Raw genomic sequence first — 18473 nt, forward strand, 5'->3', positions numbered from 1 at the left:
TAAACGTTTACATGCCCCGGCTCAATGGGAATTATGATTTTGAGCTGCTGAAAATCCTCTTAGTCCTTTTAGGCCCTGCTACGGTCACGGCCGTTGTGGCGCAGGGTTCGCTAGTCATTGTGGATGTCGCAGTCAGCTGGCCCAGGTCTCGACGAAGCCCAACACGCTCAAGCCTTCACGCACCTCAGGCGCGCTCATGAAGAGTTCCCAGATCAGCCCGCTGCGGTGGTTCTCGATCATCGCTATGATCGGCCCCTGATTAATCGCCAGATAGGTTCGAGCGAACCAACTCAGGTTCTCGCTGAAGCTGTCGACAAATCCAAAATTTCCCCAGATGCGAAGCGGCTTTGTGAGGAAGTATCTCAACGCCCGCATGGATTCCACCGGCGCGTAGGGAAGGCTGGACAAGGCTGCGCTTGGGGTAATAACGCCCCTGTCATGGTCTGGCGCGTGCGCAACGTAGCCGTAGGGCCCATGGCCTGACGTTAGTCCCCAGCAATCGGCGCCATAGCCGGAATGCCCGTGCGGGTTGCGAGCGCAATGTTCGTAATTGATGCGCGTGTGGGCTACATTCTGTTGCCAGTAACACGCATATCGATCCCTCAGGCGCCGAGGGTCCAGCCCGCAGAACGAATACTGGGCCAAAAACAGGGGCCCACCGTAGTCCGGCCCAAGTGGAAGCACTGTGCCGTAGAAACTCTTCCCGTTGGACATCTGGCCTTCGCGGGCGAACCCCCTGTGATAGGCGCAGGCCCTGATCGGATGGGTGTCGGAACCAGCTGCCAGCACATAAGACAGCAGTCCTTCGTTCCATCCCGACACGGGGCAATTCATCGCCCATCCGCAGCCAGGACTCCAGTGCCAGTAGAGCATTTCTTCGTCGCGGCAGTACCAATTCCATTCGATTGATAGCCATAATCGATCTATCCGCTCACGCAGGCGCACTTCAGCAAAGGATCTTCGGCTAAAGTACTGGCGCGCGCAAAGAAGGCCCTGGAACAACAAAGCGGTCTCCACGCAATCGCCGCCGTCGTCGTTGCGAGCAAATCGAATAGTTCTCCCGCTCCGACCATCGACGAAGTGCGGAAACATCCCGTGATGTCGGCTGACCTTTTCCAGGAAACAGGTTATCCGGCTGAGATGCTCCACCGCGTCATCGCGAGCGATCCAACTGCGTTCGACAGCCACGATGATCGCCATCACCCCGAAACCTGTGCCGCCTATCGCCACGAGATCATTGTCGGACCGGGGAGCAAGCCGCTGTCGGTCGCGCGCCATGCCGCTTGCGGGGTGGGCGCCGTCCCAGAAATATCTGAACGTCTGGCGTTGGACAGCTTCTATCAGCGCTTCGTCTGTCAGGTCCCTGAGGTATTTCATCTGTCACGGCTGCGGGGAAGAACGTTAACACGGCGACGTGCCGGTAGAAGCGGCCTCGTCGAGGATGCGAGTCTGGTAGATGAATTGATGCAAAGCGACCTGACCAAAGCTGGACGTCTTTATCGCGGGGTGCCAGTCGGCGGAAGGCCCGGCCTGGAAAACCTGCCGGCTTAAGCGAAAAATCGGGATCGTCGGTCCGCTATTTATTCTTGTCGAGCAGGACCGCGAGATAGTGCTCAGCCGCTGAGGACTGCGCCTGAGCAATCATGCCGCGTTCAGCGCTTTGTTCGGCAAGCATCGACATCGTGGTTGGAAACAGTTTTGCAAAGATGAGAAGGGCGAGGAAAGGCCAGGAAAATTTCGCAACGCGCAAGAATACAGTGAGCGTACGATTGTGTGCGTTCATGGCGCGCCTTTGAGAAACCGGGAAAGCGGTCGTATTCGCGATCCTCGACGCATGAATAGTAAACGTTTACACGTATCTGTCAACGACTCCCGGATGATGCCGGGTTGCGGCCGCAAGCGGCCAAACGTGAGTAGCCGCCAAAAGAGCGGCTGCGGCATCCGATCTCTTGCATTAGAAATCGACCGGCGCGCACTCCCGACAGGCTTGGAGGAAGCCGTAGGCAGGTAAATCTATCCGACATTGGTGGCCGAAATTATCGGCGGTCGCGCTAGCTTTTGATTTTTGCACTTTGCTCGGCAGCCGTCTCGACTTCGCCGCGGCCTCCAACTTCGACCGAAGGCTCAACCTTCAAGGGGGCTCTCACCCTACGACCCGCTTCAGCAAATGCCGGAACTGAACACTAGGTGTGTGGTCCCGGAATGAGATGGTGCGGGTTGATTTTGAAGATTGACGGGTCCTTAGTCCATGCGTCGCATATGACCTGGTAGGGTGTTCGCCATCGCAGAGCCTTGAGGTGTTTGGCGAAGTTGTAGGCGGCAACGAAGGCCGTGATATGGGCCTTGAGGCTCTCCAGATCGTCGTAATGGTAGACCTTGACCGTGGCGTCCTTGATCGTTCGGTTCATCCGCTCGGCCTGACCATTAGTCCAAGGATGATAGGGCTTAGTCAGCCGGTGTTCGATGCCATTGACGATGCAGACGCGGTCGAAGATGTGCGGCCCCAGGAAGCGTCGGCTGGGATGATCGCGGTTCTTGGGCAGATCGGCGAAGGCCATGCCGTTGTCGGTGAGCACGGTGTGGATCTGGTAAGGGAAGACTTCGACCACGTTCTTGAGGAAGGCTGCGCCTTCCATCTTGCCGGCGCAATCATGGAACTCGACGTAGGTGAACTTCGAAACCCTGTCGATCGCCAGGAACATGATCAGCTTGCCGTCGGAGTGCCGCAGTTCGCAGCTGTCGATATGGACATAGCCGATCTCGTAGGTCTTGAACCTTTTGCGCTGATCCTTGACCGCCTCAACCGGCAGTCGGGATATGCCATGGCGCTGGAGGCAGCGGTGCAAGGCGCTACGGCTGAGGTTGGGGATAGTATCCCTCAGGCAACCAAGCACGTCATCCAGCGGCAATAACGTCTTCTGGCGGAACGCGACCACCATAGCTTCTTCGGCCGGTGTCAGCACCGTGCTCTTTGGCGTCTTGGGTCCCATCGGTGCGTCGGCTGTCGTGGTTCGATTACGCCACTTGGCCACTGTCTTCGGATCTAAGTTGTAGCGGGCGGCAAGGGACCGGGTGCTCTCTTGCGACGCTTGGAACTCGGCTCGAAGACACGGCGTCGTGCGGGCGCTGCCGTGAAGAACACTTGCCATAGTGCATCCTCTTGCTGACGACTCAGCGTTAATGATGCACCATCACACTCAGGGACTACACACCTAGCGTCCTCCGTCCCTGCCGACGACTTCGTCGTTGAATTGCAGACGTTCGGTGAGGCACACTGATAGCATCACTGCATCGTCCTCGCTCCTGGACACGAACGCATGTCCCATCGTGCTATCGATGTAAGCGCTGTCTCCAGCTTTGAGCACGAGAGGAGAGTAGAGGCTGGTGTGCAGTTCTAGTTCCCCGCTCACGACGAAGATGAATTCTTCGCCGTCGTGTACTGACCAATTAGCCCGCGGTGGAACCTCACGCGTGCGAATTGTCATGACCAACGGGATCATGCCTTTGTGAAGAAGTTCGGACGAATGGACTTCATAATCATAGTAGTCCGACGCAAACGGCTGCCCTTCACCGCGGCGGGTGGAGACCCTCCTTGCAGTATAGTGTTTCGGCGCTTCCACACCTGGAGCTGAATTATGCTCTGTACTCTCGAAAAGCTCCGCAACAGGCATTCCAAGTCCGTGAGCGATCTTCACCACGGTGTCGAATGATGTCGACACCTGCGCGTTTTCGATCTTCGAAAGAGCGGATATGGACAGCCCCGAAGCTTCACCCAATGTCTCAAGTGTCCAGCGCTTCTTCCGGCGCAGGTGTTTGATATGGGCCCCGAGATTGAACTCGCTACCGTCCTGTTCCATAGGTTTTTTCATTACTTGCTCCGCTTTGCCTTGCGGCCGAAAAGATAGTTCTCACACGAAAAATCGTTTTACTATAATCAAATTTGGTTCGCTAGGGGCAGACGACACCTGCGGTATGCGTTTGAGCCACTTTCCCTGGCCGCAGCGCGGCAAACAAACTACCGCGAGAAGGCTCTTCCGTCCGCAGAATCCTTGGGAATTGGCGTTGGCAAACCGCAAACGGGGACATAACGCACTCGACGCAAATGCGGGTGCGCACGTTACCCAGTTTCGCTCCTTTCGGTCCACCGCAACCGGGAGGAAGGGAAAATTTCCCCTCTACGTTTTCCGATAGGAGAAATCCTTGACATTTTTCCCATAGGAATGTTCAGTCTGCAAACCATGGGTGCGAGGCGGTGGCATGCGTGGGTAGGAAACGAGAGCTAACTCAACCAAAGGGGACTGCGATGATCATGCAAAAAAATAGACTGAAAATGAGCCGACGCGATATGCTCAAGGCTGGTGCGGGCCTGGCGGCCGCTGCGACCCTTGGCGCCCCCAGCATTGTTCGAGCGCAATCCAAAACGATCACCGTTGCAAACAGCGGTGGCGCGCTCGAAGCCGCGTTCAAGGCTGCATATTTCGACACCTTCGAGCAGAAGACCGGGATCAAAGTCATCAGCGCGCCCTACCTGGACTCGGCAAAGCTCAAAGCAATGGTCGACGCGAAGTCAGTCGATATCGACGTTTCGGATCTCGATGCAGCGGAGGCTGCCCCCGCCGCCGGGTTGGGACTTCTTGAAGAAATTGACTATAAGATCGTTCCGACCAAAGGTCTTCAGAATGGCTCTGCAAACCCATACTGGACCAACATCTACATTGCTGCTTCGGTGATCGCCTGGAACGTCGACGCCGCGAAGAGTATGGCAATACCGAAGAATTGGAAGGAGTTCTTCGATCCGAAAATGAAGGGTCAGCGAACGCTCTGGAAGAGCGCGAACCAGACTCTAGAGCTTGCGGCGTTGGGATCCGGTGTCGACCCCAAGAAGCTCTATCCGATCGACCTCGATGCGGCCTTCAAGGCTTTAGACGGAATTCGTTCGGACATTTCGTGGTTCGAGTCCGGCGCGCAGGCAGCGCAGCTCGTAAGCGACAACCAAGTCGATTTTGGCATGGTCTGGAACGGCCGTATCCAGCCGCTGAAGGCCAAGGGTGCGCCCGTCGATTACACTTTCAATAATGCACTGTTCACCTACGGAGACCTTTGCGTCCCTAAAGGCGTCCGAGATAAGGCGCTCTCCATGGAATTTGTCGCCCACTGCGTCGATCCCAAGAATCAGGCGATCTTTGCCGAAAACATCGCCTACGGCCCGACAAACCAGGAAGCGTTCGCCCAGCTGTCCCCTGCTCGACTGGCGGAAATCCCTAACTCGCCGGAGAATTTCCCCAAGGGAACGATGATCGACATCGACTACTGGGTCAAGAACGGCAAGGAGGTCTTCGACCGGTTCAACAACTGGGTGGTCGGTTAGAGATTGCTAACTGAACGTATCCCGCCGCAGTGTGGAAACCTGCGGCGGGAAGAGGTGGTCATAATTTCGAACAGAATGCCAACAGCTGGGTTAGGCATTCGCTGCTGTCGTGAACGTATTTTCGACCACAACTGCCCAAACAAAGGCGCGGACCCATCGGCCAGCGCCTTCCATCGTTGCTATCGATCGCTCGCAGTGGACTACGTCTCTGCAGACACCGTGCGCAGCGTCCTGAACGGCGTGCCGATCGCCGCGCGCTTTAGCAGCTCGTCTTCTTTCAGCGCGATCCCGATGCCCGGCCGTTCGGGCAAGTCGATGAAGCCGTTCACGGGAATGAGTGGCACATCGCAAATCTCGCAACCGACCTTATCGAAACTTAGGAAATACTCGGTCAGCAGGAAGTTCGGCATTCCCGCGCTCGCCTGCATGGTGGCGGCAAGTGAGACCGTCGTCGAATTGTAGTTGTGCGGGCTGACACCGACATGGTGCGATTCCGCGGTAGCTGCGATCTCCTTCAGCTCCAGAAGGCCTCCGCACACCGAGATGTCGGGATTGATGATGTCTGCGCCGCGAGCTGCGAAAAGTGAGCGAAAGTCGTCCTTGGTGTATAGGGTCTCGCCCGCCACAATCGGAGAATCCGAAACCTGCCGCACTTCTTGCAGTCCCTCCAGATCGAACGCAGGTACAGGCTCCTCGATCCAATAAGGGTGCAGTTGCGCGATTGCCTTGGCGAAACGGGAAGCGATGTTGGGGCTGAAACGTCGGCTGCATTCAATGAGCATTTCTACGTCGTCGCCGACGGCGTCGCGTACCGCCGACACCATTGACACGGCATGCCGCTCGACATCCTTGTCGATGTAGGTGCGCACGGGCAGGGGAAATGGATCAAACTTTAGAGCCGTGAACCCCCGGCTGACGACAGCCTCGGCCGCCTTCGCTATGTCAAAGGGCGTTTTTGCCTCGTAAGCCCAGCCATTCGCATAGACCCTGATCCTGTCGCGGTATCGTCCTCCGAGAAGGTTGTGAACAGGCTGATTGCAGGCCTGCCCGACGATATCCCAAAGCGCTATCTCGAGCCCGGAGAGCGCACTGTAGAACTCCATCGATCCGCGGCGATGCACGTAATCGTCGCGCAGCATGGTCACTGCGTACTTGATCTGAAACGGATCGCGGCCGACCAGGTATCGGCCGAATTGGACGAGGTGACTGACAATGGCATTTTCTCTGTCCGATTGCGAATACGCTTCGCCCCAGCCAACAATGCCGGCGTCCGTCTCGATACGAACAAATATCCAGTGTTTCTTCGTTCCGTTATCTACAACGTAGGACCTGATACTCTTGATCTTCACACTGTAGTCTCCGTGTTTGCCCACTCGGGAGCATGGAGCCTTGAGGCCCATGGGGTCGGCAACTCAGTCCGACGGCGCAATCCAGACCGATTTGACATTTGTGTATTCTTCAACGTGCTGACGACCCGACTCCCGCCCGAAGCCGCTCATTTTGTATCCCCCAAAGGGAACCGCCGGATCGGCAAGTTGGTATGAGTTCGCCCAGACAACTCCGGACTTGATACGTCTTGCCAATGCATGCACGGTGTCAAGCCGGCTAGACCAGACGCCCGCGCCAAGGCCAAAAACGGTGTTGTTCGCAAAAGCGACGACCTCTTCCAGGCTGTCGAAAGGAAAGACGGTCAGCACAGGACCGAATATTTCTTCCCGCCCGATGGCCGCGTCGGGGCTAACGTCCGCGAATACCGTTGGAGCGACAAAATTTCCCCCAGATAATTCGCCGTCGATAAGGCGGCATCCTCCCGAGACAAGTCGCGCTCCTTCGCTGATACCGCTTTCAAAGAAGCCACAGACGCGGTCCAGTTGTTTCATCGAAACGAGCGGACCGATTTGCGTAGAGGGATGAAGGCCGTTTCCGATCTTGAGATTCCTGCCGTATTCGGCAACGCCATCGACCACCTGGTCGTAAACCGACCGTTCGGCAAAGAGGCGCGAACCGGCACTGCAAATCTGTCCACTATTGTTGAAGATGGCCTGCGCAGCCCCTGGTATCGCTCTACCCAGATTGGCGTCGGCGAAGACGATGTTCGGCGACTTGCCGCCGAGTTCCATGGTCAGTCGCTTCATCGTTGGCGCGGCAGCCTTCATTATCCGTTGACCAGTCACATGGCTTCCGGTGAACGCGATCTTGTCGACTGCCGGATGTTCCACGAGCCTTGCGCCCGCTACCGTTCCGGACCCGGTGACAATATTGAACACGCCCTTCGGTATTCCTGCCTCCAGGGTCAGTTCACCCAATCGTAACGGCACAAGGGGAGCCTCTTCCGCGGGCTTCAGCACCATGGTGCAGCCGGTTGCCAGCACGGGGCCCAGCTTCCAGATGGTTGAGGGGATCGGACCATTCCAGGGGGTTATCGCTCCGACGACGCCGATGGGTTCACGAAGCGAATAGGAAAAAATGTCGCCGCCATGGGAATTCTGGATTGTTTCGCCGTGTATGGATACCGCCATCGCCGCGTAGTACCGAAGCAGACCGACCGCGCGTTTACGAAATCCCATCTGACGTGAGATCGGCGCGCCCATGTCGATCGTCGCAAGTACAGCGAGTTCCTCGAAGTTCGCATCCACGAGATCGGCAAGCCTCAAGAGGAGGTTCTGGCGATCGTATGGTGTCATCGTGGTCCACGGACCTGTCTCGAAGGCGCGACGCGCCGCCGCGACAGCGCGATTGATGTCCTCCTCGTCGCCCATGGCAACATCGACAATGGTTGTCCGGGTCGCGGGGTTGATAGAGGGATAGGTGCCGCCAGATGCTGGTTCGACCCACTCTCCGTCTATGAGAAGTTTTTTGGTTCCCCGTAGGAACGAGTAGTCGGTTCGCACGGACGGTTCTTGAGGCACTTCACTTCTCCTTTTCCCCGCTCGCAATTGTTCCCGACGCCGGCCCCGCGCGCAGTGCGCGCCTTCAGTTTCATTCTTCGTCGGAGGGTTCGGTCTTGCGCTTTTCGAATGGGGCGAACTGCTGCTTGCGCCATTCCAACGCGGCTTGAAGACTTACATTCGTCCGAAGCTCGTCGAAGGCGTCGCGTTCGGGCGACCCGGCGGTCCGCATCATGGCGGCCATATCCGCGCCGTGGCGCAAGGCCGTGAACAGGCCCATAGTCTCAAAGCTTTGATTGATCGAGCGCTTGTTCCACCGTTGGCAATTCGCGGCGACACGTGACATCCGCTTTGCAATAAGCAAAGTCTCTTCAAAGAGCGAGGCCGCCGGAAAAACGCGCTCGACCAGGCCCACTTCCAAAGCTTCGTGCGCATCCAGGACGTCGCCGGTATAGATAAGCTCGCGGCATCTGCTCCCGAGTATCCAGGGAGCCATCATCGTGCCGATCGCGCCCGCGAACCGAGCCTCCAAGACGCCGATTCGGGATCGGTCGGAGCAATATCTAATGTCGCAACACAACGCCAACTCAAGGCCGCCCGCCAAACAAAACCCGTCGATCATGGCAATCACAGGTTTACTGCAGCGCCAGTTCGACAGAAGGAATTGCTGCTGATCCAGATACCGATCATTGATCTGTTCGATGTTCCGTTTGGCCCCGGGATACTCCTTTAAATCGTATCCGGCCGAGAATGCGCGGCCTCCGGCGCCCCTCAAAATGATCACCCGGACATCCTCGTTGCGATCGAGGTCAGCGATCAGTTGCCGGTATTCGACCGTCAACTGATCATTGATCGCGTTCATTCGGTCCGAGCGGTTGATGGTGATCACGGCGACACGATCATCGACTTCGACAAGAAGCGTTTCGTACATTGGGGGCCCCATTTTTCGGATCGCACTTTTACCGAATTTGTTCTGGGCGTCTAGTTTTTTTCTTATGGGAAAGATATTTCTTGACACGCAATGTTCCGAAAGCTTTGAATGCCCTTCATCAAGGACGCTAAAAGCGCCGAAAATGAAAACGGGGAGGGTCTGTGTGATCGTTAGTCTGGGCAGGGACCTGACAGCTGCGCTGTTAGCTCCAGACGATTTCAAGGCACTTTCCCTAAGGCTGGATGCGAGCTGGCCCGCGGGCTTATCGGATGAGGATATCCGATCCGGCCTGTCTGAGTGGGGTAGCCTCGAAGACCTCAGTCACGTCTGGGTGCCAGTCCAGCAGTTGCGACGACTCGGCCCTCAAGATGTCAACTGGCTCACCCGTTTCGACGCGATGATCGAAAGGGCCGCCCAATACGGCTGGACCCGCAAGCAGGCGGCCGAGGTCCGCATGCATATTGACCCATACTCAAGAAAATAAAGTGACGAAGGAAAAACGCATGTCTCACCTGCCTTTAAAGCACGGGCTCTTCCTACCGCCGTTCCACACGGTAACCGAAAGCCCGACAATCTCGCTGCACCGAGACATGGAGATCATTCGCTGGGCGGATGAGCTTGGCTTTGACGAAGCTTGGGTCGGAGAGCACCATTCGGGAGGATTCGAGATCATCTCGTCACCGGAAATTCTGCTGGCCGCCGTCGCGGAGCGGACTCGCAGGATCCGGCTCGGAACGGGCGTGGTATCGCTGCCCTACCATAACCCCTTGATGGTCGCGAACCGGATCGTCCAACTCGACCACATGACGCAGGGACGGGTCATCTTTGGCGTTGGCCCTGGGCTGCTTGTCACGGATGCGAGGATGCTCGGCATCGACCCTCAGCACACTCGCGACCGGATGGCGGAAGCACTCGAAGTCATCGTGCGTCTTTTCCGGGGCGAGACCGTTAGCCACACCTCCGACTGGTTCGTCCTGAAGGACGCACGGCTGCATTTTGCACCATTCCAGCTCCCACACCCTGAAATAGCCCTCGCCAGCTCGATTTCACCGTCTGGTGCGAAGGCAGCTGGAAAATTCGGGTTTTCCATGCTTTGCGTGGCCGCGGCTGATCGCGCCGGCTTTGACGCCCTTAAGACGAACTGGGAAATCGCCAACCAGGTCGCGGAAGCCAATGGCAAGAAAATGGACCCGCGAGGGCTTCGTCTCGTCGCACCCATTCACATCGCCGAGACCCGCGAGCAGGCGGCCAAGAACGTTCAGTTCGGCCTTCGCGACTACATGGACTACTCGAACAGCGTCGCGCCGGGCCGTTTCCCCGTCGACGGCGATCCGGTCGCCTACATGAACGGAATCGGCGGCGCCGCAATCGGCACGCCCGACGATGCGATTGCTTTGATCGAGCGCCTGATCGGCCGCCAGGGAGATTTCGGAGTCTTCCTTCAGATGGCACACAATTGGGCGGATTGGGATCAGACGCGTCGATCCTACGAACTCTACGCGCGCTATGTCATTCCACACTTCACGAAGGTGAATGCCAATCGCAACGCCTCGCTGAGCGAGATGGCGCGTAATGCCTCGAACAACGAAGCCGAACGTAGGCGAGCGGTCGACGCCCAGATCACTAAGTACGCGACAGAATCGAAGAAGGGCTAGCCTCTATTGAGGTGTCATGAGTGAAGCTCCGCGCGGCCCAAGTTTGCTGGCGCGATCAACAAGGAGCCGTTCAGGCAAATCGGCAAGGCTTTGGGAATTAGCTATGGGTGGACATCTGGAAAAGCGACGTTCCCGTGGTTTGAACGGCCATCTATGGCTACTGTTGCCCGCCGCGTTTCTAATCCTGCCGTTCTTTGTTTGGCCTTCCGTGCTAATTATCGGCAAGAGTTTTTCCGGCGATACGGGGCCGTTAGAGCAGTACAGGATCGTGTTCGCGAGCCCCGGCATCAGAACCGTGATGGCCTACACCTTCTATGTTTCCGCTGTAGTCACGGGGATCACTCTCGTTATCGGGTATCCGGTTGCCTTTGTCGTGACCCATCTACCCAAGAAGATCGCTGCTATCTGTGTTGCTTTGATATTCCTTCCATTCTGGGTCAGCACAGTCATCCGGACTTTTGCCTGGATGATCATTCTGGCGCGTAAAGGTCCGCTCAATGAAAGTCTGCTGGCGATTGGGATCCTCAGCCAGCCACTGCGCCTGCTCGATAACGGAGTGGGGATGATCCTCGCGATGGTCTATATCCAGATACCTTTCATGGTGATCCCCCTCATCAACACGATGAGGACTATCGACCCGAGTTACATGCGAGCGGCAGCCATATTGGGAGCCAACCCATTCTGGCAAATCGTCCGGGTCTATTTTCCGCTGTCTCTGCCCGGCGCAATGGTCGGATCGATACTGGTCTTTATCTCCTCCCTGGGCTTCTTTGTCACTCCCTCGCTTCTCGGAGGGTCTCGAACGATGTTGTCCATCCTCATCAACCAGCAGGCATCTCGACTTCTGAACTGGCCTCTTGCGTCCGCCCTGGCGACGGTCGCGCTCGTTCTAACCGCAGCATTGTTCCTTATTTACAAAATGGTGCGCCGCGCCGCCGCAACCAGCGGAGGCATCGCATGAAGAACGAAGGTGTCCTGTGGAAGATCTTACGGTTATCCGTTCGCGCCATGACGATGCTGCTGTTGCTTGCGATGCTCGTGCCTCTGGCGATCATCGTCATACTGTCGCTATCGGATCAGTCGTATCTTTCGTTTCCACCAACCGCCTATTCATTCCGTTGGTATCGGTCGTTCCTCGCGAATTCGGACTACCAGAGCGCGATCATAAACAGCCTGACCATCGGCGTGTCGGCGGCATTTTTGGCTACCGTCGCCGGAACACTGGTGGCGATAGCCGTTATTCGTGGAGCAATCCCAGGCAAGGACCTCCTGTCGACCTTGATGATGGCTCCGGCGATCTTGCCACAGATCATCCTGGCGATCGGTCTTTATCCCATCAGCGTGCTGCTGTCGTTGAACGGCACGTACTGGGCGGTAATCCTGGCGCACGCTGCGGTATCGATACCCTTTCCATTCATCGCTGTGTGCGGGGCGTTGCAGGGATATTCTGATCGCATCGAGTACGCGGCGATGAGCCTCGGGGCTTCCCCTCGCCAGACTTTCCGGCACATCACCCTGCCTATGATCGGCCCTAGCGTTTTCTCGGGCTTCGTCTTCGCGTTGGCTTTCTCGATCGACGAACTCGTCCTCGCAATTTTCCTGACAAGTCCGTCGACCAGAACGCTACCACTGCTCCTGTGGCAGCAGTTGAATTATCAAGTGACGCCCGAAATCGCAGCCGCGGCCACTGCCCTTCTCACGTTTACGCTGTTGCTGATCCTTAGCGCCACGATTGTGCGACGGTTCAGCCAACAGAAATACAAGGTCTCAGGCGCATGATGATGGGTATTGGAAAAATCAAGGCTGGTTGCGCTGTTGCCATCAGAGAACTCACCAAAGAATATTATCCCATTGTCGCCGTGGCCCCGACCAGCGTCGATGTGGCGTCGGGCGGGTTCTTTGCGATCATTGGTCCGAGCGGTTCTGGAAAATCCACGTTGTTGGGCATTTTGGCGGGATACGTGCAGCCCACAGCCGGCAGAGTCGAGGTCAATGGGAAGGACATCCTTTCCGAGCCGATGTATCGACGCAACATCGGCATGGTCTTCCAGAACTACGCGCTCTTCCCCCACATGACCGTTGCGGAGAATATTGCGTTCCCCTTGAAGATGCGCGGCCTGCAAAAGTCAGAGGTCACCGAACGAGTTAGACATTCGCTGGCGATGGTGCGGTTGGAACAGTACCGTGATCGCAAACCCGGGATGCTATCGGGTGGACAACAGCAGCGTGTCGCGCTCGCGAGAGCGGCAATCTACCAGCCCTCGCTACTGTTGATGGATGAGCCGCTCGGCGCCTTGGACAAGAACCTGCGAGACGAAATGCAGGAAGAAATCAAACGCTTCCAGCAGGAACTCGGCATAACGGTCATCTACGTCACGCATGATCAGCAGGAAGCTGCGTTTCTGGCGGACCGTATCGGCATAATGAAGGATGGAGCCATGGTGCAGATCGGCACTCCGCGAGAGCTTTATGAGCGTCCGACAAGCCGATTTGTCGCGGGCTTTCTCGGTGAAGCCTCTGTGTTTGCGATTACCGGCTTGTCGGCAGGCTCCGAGGCTTCAGCTACCATCGAAGGAGGCCTTTCGATGAGGATCAATCCGGCCAACGCCGCCCGCGGCGGAAAATATGTCTGTATTCGCCCGGAAAATGTGATGATCGGCCAGGAAGCGGCCCGGTTGCCCAACGTCTACGAGGGCGTCATTACCGAATCCTTATACACCGCCGGGAGCGTTAGGTATCGCATCACTGCACCGGCTGGACAGAGCCTCGTTTCGCGCGCGCTGCCCCACACTGGGTTTCAGCTTTACGAGACGGGCCGGACGGTCAAGTTCGGCTGGTCGCCCGACGACGTCTGCGTCATCAACTAACAAGCTGCGTGCTTGCCCTTTCCCCGGAGAAAATGCGGTGTCGCATTCAAAGACTTTTGATTTCATCGTGGTGGGCGCAGGTTCGGGCGGCGCGGTCGTGGCGGCCAGACTCAGTGAGTCGGGTAAATACAGCGTACTTCTGCTCGAAGCCGGACCCGAAGATAGGAGCCCACTGATCAAGATACCTCTCGGTCACCCGCTCCTTTACAACAATCCGAAGTATAACTGGAACCTGGAGAGCGAGCCGGAGCCCGAGCTCAACAACCGGACCTCCTTCCAGCCTCGGGGCCGTGTACTTGGTGGCACCAGCAGCATCAACGGCATGATCTATGTCCGTGGTAATCGCCTTGACTATGATGACTGGCGCCAGATGGGATGCATCGGCTGGTCGTACGACGACGTCCTTCCATTCTTCAGGAAGGCAGAATCCAACATGAGGATATTCGACGAATATCACGGGAACGAAGGTCCGCTGACGGTGTCCGATCAGTCGCCACCGAACCCGCTGGTCAGGGCGGCACTTAAGGCGTACGGAGAATCCGGCATCCCACATAATCCGGATTTCAACGGAGCCGTGCAGGATGGTTATGGACTTTATCAATTCGCCATCAACGACGGGCGCCGAGCAAATACCTCGGCAGCTTACCTGCGCCCGGCTCGGTCGAGGAAGAACCTCGTTGTCCAGACCAATTCCAACGTGAAGCGGATCTTGTTTAAAAATCACCGCGCCGTAGCAGTGGAAGTGTTTCGGGAGGGCGGGACTGAGACGGTATTCGTCCGCCGTGAAATCGTCGTCTCCGGGGGTGCGTTTCACAGCCCGCATATCCTCCAGCTCTCCGGCATCGGCCCGGGCGACCTCCTTCGACGCCACGGGCTGGCGATCGAGGTCGACCTGCCCGGCGTTGGTGAGAACCTGCAGGATCACTTCTGGACGTCGATCATCTACAGGTCTTCCGCGGCGATGACCCTGAACGACATCGCAAACAGCTATCTTAGGCGCGGTGTAGCCGCGCTCCAGTACCTATTTGGCCGGGGGCCGATGCGCGGTACCGGAATGCACATCGGCGGCTTTGTGCGAAGCGACGAGCGATTGGACCGCCCAGATCTCCAAATCCACATGGGGACCTGGGGGGCGAAATCACGAACGGCCGCCGGCGTCGTCCCGCATCCGTTTTCGGCGTTCTCTTTAAGCCCTGTGCATCTGGCGCCCCAAAGCCGCGGCATGGTGCGGATCAGAAGTTCGAACTTCCAGGACAAGCCGGAAATACGCTTTAATTTCCTCAAGCACGACGAAGATATGGAGACGCTGAAGCGCGGCATCAAACTGTCCCGCAAAATCGCGCGTCAGGCTGCATTGAGAGAATTCGTCGTCGAAGAGGTGCTGCCCGGCCCGACGGTGAACACCGATGACGAGATTGAGGCCGACATCCGCAATCGAGGTATGTCGAACCTGCATCCGACCAGCTCATGCAAGATGGGCGTCGATAACGCAGCCGTAGTCGATCCTCGCCTTAAAGTGAGGGGGGTCGAGGGACTTCGCGTCGCCGACGCGTCGATCATGCCGCGGATTATCGTCGGAAACACAAATGCACCCACGATAATGATCGGCGAAAAGGCCGCCGCAATGGTACTGGAAGACGCACGTTGACCATGCAGGCCTAGCTTCAGTCTCGTCCACGAAGGGCCAGTCGCAATTATTTCCTGTGGTTCTAAATTTTCCTATAGGCAATAATTTTCTAGATATGTCCGTGGTTGTCAGATATGTTTGGCTTTAGGAAAACCACCAACTCTCTCGTCAAAAACGAGGAACGAACCATGCAGGAAATGTTGCCGCAGTTCGCGGGAGCAGGGTCGTCTTTAACGGTGGTGCAGGACGAACTGAACTCGCTGAAGGCCGGCTACCCGATGGTGTGGCAGAATGGTCGTTGGCGGCCCTTTGTAGAAGCGGTCACGCACGCTTCGATTACGGCGACGGATTTGGAGGCCGCCGCAGCATCCTGGAAAAGCTACCGGGCGGTGCTTGCGGCTCTATTCCCTGGAGAAGTCCCGGAGTCGGGCGTAATCGACTCGGAGCTTGCGGACATCAGCTCAATTGCGGGCCGGAAAAACACCTTTCTCAAGGCGGATCATGACTTGGCGATAGGTTCGTCTATTAAGGCGCGTGGGGGTGTGTTCGAAGTATTGCAGCACGCCGACGATCGTGCAGCCATAGATGGCATTCCGTTTGACCCCGCAACGCCCGACTGGGCGCTGCTGCGTTCAAATCTTCGGACGCGAAGAATTGTCGTTGGAAGCACGGGCAACCTTGCCTACAGCGTGGCGCGCACGGCGCAAGCGTTGGGTTTTCAAGCCGAAGTCCACATTTCCGTAGACGCCACACCTTTCAAGAAGGGTAGGCTCCTCGAGCTGGGTGTCGAAGTAGTCGAGCATAGCGGCGACTATAGGCAGGCGGTAGCGGCCGCCCGGAAGTCGGCGGCGCATGACGATGCGGCCTATCTGATTGACGACGAGAGTTCCTCGCGCCTGTTTCTAGGCTATTCGTACGGCGCGCGGCTTCTCGCCGACCAATTGGCGTCGCGCGGGATCAGCATCGACGAAACCCGTCCCCTCGTGGTTTATCTGCCGTGTGGCGTAGGCGGCGCTCCGGGCGGATTGACGTTCGGGCTCAAGGCGATTTTCGGGGACAACTGCGCTTGCGTTTTTGTAGAGCCCACTCAGTCGCCATGTTTTCTTGTCCAGTTGATGTCGGGCAAAAATAACCCGACCTCTGTCTACGATATCGGGCTCAACAACAAGACCATCGCAGACGGCTTGGCGGTGCCTTCGGCGTCGCTCTTCGCGGTCGCTCAAGTCGCTGAGATGGTCGAAGCCTGCGTCACTGTCGCAGACGTCGATATGCTGGAACTTTCGGCCAAGCTCGGCAAGCACGGATATCCGGTCGAGCCATCGGCAGCGTCAGCGCTCGGCGCGTTGGAGCCCTTTACCCAAGCCTGTGGCGAGCATTTGGACGAACGGAAAAGGCGCTTCGCCAGCGCTAGTTCCACTCATGTCGTCTGGAGCACGGGCAAGAGCACTCCGGATACCCTCAAGCTTCTATCGCAGCTCGCAAATCAGAATAGAGTCGGAGCATAGAAGTTATGACCCCGCGCGAGGAAATCGAGCTTATTGAAAATGGTCGGCGAGTTATCGAAGCCGGAACCCTCGCGGCCAGTCTGAGCGAACTGCTCAGGCTTAATGCCGACAGGTATCCTCAGCAGACGGCGTTAAGGGAGATCGACGGGCAGGGGAGGGTCCTTACGTATCGTGGTCTCAACGGCCTCGTCTGGCGGGTAGTGGCGTTGCTCTCCTCGCTCGGAGTTAAGAGAGGCACGCATGTTGCCATCGCGTTGTCGAACTGCGTCGAAATCATTGCTATCTGGATCGCCCTCTCCCGTATCGGGGCGGTTGCGGTCGGCGTCAATCCAAGCCTGACTGAAAAAGAGCTCGAGTACATCCTGGATACGTCGGACTCGGAATTCCTCGTCCTTGATGAAGGGCGGCGGGATTGGGTGTCCGATTGGAAGCGCTTTCTACTCCCCTCGGAGCGGATAATAGTGGTCGGGACCGGGGCCGGGCAGAAGGTCGGCCGATCCTTCAACGCCGACCTAGCTGGGCAGGGGTACCGAGAAACTCCGGTCGCAAGCCCCGATATCGATGCGCCGGCGAGCATTCTCTACACCTCAGGTTCAAGCGGTCGCCCCAAGCCCGCGCTCTTGCCGCATCGTTGGCACACCATGATGGGACACGTGCGTTCTCTGCAAGGCCCCCGAGTTACAAACGTTCTGATCGAAAATCCCATCTATTACATGGGCGGGCAATGGCGACTGGCAATGGCCCTGACACAAGCCGCCACAGTGCTGGTGGCCAGCAAGCCTACGCTCAATCATTTTGCAGAACGAGTTGCTGGTTACGAAGTCGAGTTTTCCTCCCTGTCAAACTTGATCGCCAAACGACCGGACTTCTCACTCGATGTCCAGTCTCGGTTGAAATGGATGGCGTGCTGCGCTCTTCCCAAAGAGTTGCATGCGGAAGCCGAGAGAAAAATCCGAGCCCCAATCCGCGAAATCTACGGCTCGACGGAAATGGGTTCGACGATCGTGATGCCGACGCAGGCGACAACCATGGTTGGATCCGGCTCAGTTGGCCTTCCCGCAGCCTTTCGGTCCTGCCGTATCGTGGACGCGCTTGGCAACGAAGTTTCGCGGGGAAGTGTCGGCGAGCTACAAGTTCGAGGGTCGGGAATGCTGACGGGCTATTACAAATTGCCTGAGGCTTCCGCCGATGCCTTCGACATGGGATGGTTCAAGACCGGCGATCTGTTCCGTCAAGACAGTGACGGTTACTACTTCTGGGTTGCCCGTGCCAAAGACGTCATCAGGCGAAGCAATGAAAACATCTCGGCGACCGAGTTGGAGGAGGAAGTCGGTAAACTCGCCGGCATACTGGAGGTCGCGGCACTTCCCGTGCCCGATGATTACCGTGGGGAAGAGGTAAAACTATACATCCGCCTACAGCCCGGGTTTTCGAACAGCGAGGTATCGCCAAAAGCGATCCTTGAGCACTGCCGCAGTCGACTGGCTACTTATAAGCTGCCGAGATACATCGAGTACGTCGACGAGTTTCCGCTCACTGTCTCCCTCAAGATTTCGAAGCCCGACCTGAAAAAGGCAAAACCCGATCTGCGAGTGGGCAGTTTCGATCTGGCTGAGAACCTGTGGCGATGAC

Annotated in this window: 16 protein-coding genes; 9 read left to right on the top strand and 7 right to left on the bottom strand. The window is 57.3% G+C overall.

From position 1 onward, the window contains the following. Positions 1-132: 132 nt before the first annotated feature. The 4 genes from EN852_RS13670 to EN852_RS13685 all read right to left on the bottom strand — a co-directional run bounded on the left by EN852_RS13670 (position 133) and on the right by EN852_RS13685 (position 3869). Entirely contained in the window at positions 133-1377 is a 1245-nt protein-coding gene (locus EN852_RS13670; RefSeq protein WP_127875788.1) for a glucoamylase family protein, read from the bottom strand. 199 nt (positions 1378-1576) lie between these two features. After that, complete coding sequence (locus tag EN852_RS13675; protein WP_127864747.1) at positions 1577-1783, bottom strand: hypothetical protein; 207 nt, start codon at positions 1781-1783, stop codon at positions 1577-1579. Positions 1784-2183: 400 nt separating this feature from the next. After that, positions 2184-3149, bottom strand: a complete 966-nt coding sequence (locus EN852_RS13680; RefSeq protein ID WP_127875787.1) for an IS481 family transposase — start codon at positions 3147-3149, stop codon at positions 2184-2186. Between the two features lie 63 nt (positions 3150-3212). Continuing rightward, the gene (locus tag EN852_RS13685; RefSeq protein ID WP_127875786.1) at positions 3213-3869 is read right to left on the bottom strand and encodes an XRE family transcriptional regulator; all 657 of its coding nucleotides are present in this window, start codon (positions 3867-3869) and stop codon (positions 3213-3215) included. A 434-nt stretch (positions 3870-4303) separates the two neighbouring features. Here EN852_RS13685 and EN852_RS13690 point away from each other — a divergent pair, with 434 nt between their 5' ends. Next, the gene (locus tag EN852_RS13690; protein ID WP_127864858.1) at positions 4304-5368 is read left to right on the top strand and encodes an ABC transporter substrate-binding protein; all 1065 of its coding nucleotides are present in this window, start codon (positions 4304-4306) and stop codon (positions 5366-5368) included. A 200-nt stretch (positions 5369-5568) separates the two neighbouring features. On the opposite strand, the gene EN852_RS13695 is transcribed toward EN852_RS13690, so the two are convergent. From EN852_RS13695 to EN852_RS13705, 3 genes are all read right to left on the bottom strand, one after another. After that, the gene (locus EN852_RS13695; protein ID WP_189401913.1) at positions 5569-6717 is read right to left on the bottom strand and encodes a mandelate racemase/muconate lactonizing enzyme family protein; all 1149 of its coding nucleotides are present in this window, start codon (positions 6715-6717) and stop codon (positions 5569-5571) included. A 63-nt stretch (positions 6718-6780) separates the two neighbouring features. After that, positions 6781-8277 (bottom strand): aldehyde dehydrogenase family protein, encoded by a 1497-nt coding sequence (locus EN852_RS13700; RefSeq protein ID WP_127875785.1) that lies wholly within the window; start codon positions 8275-8277, stop codon positions 6781-6783. 70 nt (positions 8278-8347) lie between these two features. Next, positions 8348-9187, bottom strand: coding sequence for an enoyl-CoA hydratase/isomerase family protein (locus EN852_RS13705; RefSeq protein ID WP_189401911.1), 840 nt, complete (start codon positions 9185-9187; stop codon positions 8348-8350). Positions 9188-9350: 163 nt separating this feature from the next. Here EN852_RS13705 and EN852_RS13710 point away from each other — a divergent pair, with 163 nt between their 5' ends. The 8 genes from EN852_RS13710 (at position 9351) to EN852_RS13745 (ending at position 18472) form a co-directional block, all read left to right on the top strand. After that, complete coding sequence (locus EN852_RS13710) at positions 9351-9671, top strand: hypothetical protein (protein ID WP_127864752.1); 321 nt, start codon at positions 9351-9353, stop codon at positions 9669-9671. A 1-nt stretch (position 9672) separates the two neighbouring features. Further along, on the top strand, positions 9673-10842 hold the full coding sequence (locus EN852_RS13715) for an LLM class flavin-dependent oxidoreductase (protein WP_127875784.1): 1170 nt from the start codon (positions 9673-9675) through the stop codon (positions 10840-10842). A gap of 16 nt (positions 10843-10858) precedes the next feature. Further along, positions 10859-11803 (top strand): ABC transporter permease, encoded by a 945-nt coding sequence (locus EN852_RS13720; protein ID WP_127864754.1) that lies wholly within the window; start codon positions 10859-10861, stop codon positions 11801-11803. Next, positions 11800-12621, top strand: a complete 822-nt coding sequence (locus tag EN852_RS13725) for an ABC transporter permease (RefSeq protein ID WP_127864755.1) — start codon at positions 11800-11802, stop codon at positions 12619-12621. Before EN852_RS13720 ends, EN852_RS13725 begins: the two co-directional genes overlap by 4 nt. Further along, positions 12618-13709 carry an ABC transporter ATP-binding protein gene (locus EN852_RS13730; protein WP_127875783.1) on the top strand — a complete coding sequence of 364 codons (1092 nt, stop codon included), beginning with the start codon at positions 12618-12620 and terminating at the stop codon, positions 13707-13709. The genes EN852_RS13725 and EN852_RS13730 overlap by 4 nt, the downstream gene beginning before the upstream one ends. 37 nt (positions 13710-13746) lie before the next feature. Next, positions 13747-15357, top strand: coding sequence for a GMC family oxidoreductase N-terminal domain-containing protein (locus EN852_RS13735; protein WP_127875782.1), 1611 nt, complete (start codon positions 13747-13749; stop codon positions 15355-15357). Positions 15358-15524: 167 nt separating this feature from the next. After that, positions 15525-16841 carry a D-serine ammonia-lyase gene (locus EN852_RS13740; RefSeq protein WP_189545916.1) on the top strand — a complete coding sequence of 439 codons (1317 nt, stop codon included), beginning with the start codon at positions 15525-15527 and terminating at the stop codon, positions 16839-16841. 5 nt (positions 16842-16846) lie between these two features. Further along, positions 16847-18472 carry a class I adenylate-forming enzyme family protein gene (locus EN852_RS13745; RefSeq protein WP_127875780.1) on the top strand — a complete coding sequence of 542 codons (1626 nt, stop codon included), beginning with the start codon at positions 16847-16849 and terminating at the stop codon, positions 18470-18472. Position 18473 lies beyond the last annotated feature (1 nt).

It is taken from the genome of Mesorhizobium sp. M2E.F.Ca.ET.209.01.1.1 (genome assembly GCF_004010375.2).
In the GTDB taxonomy this organism is placed as follows: domain Bacteria; phylum Pseudomonadota; class Alphaproteobacteria; order Rhizobiales; family Rhizobiaceae; genus Mesorhizobium.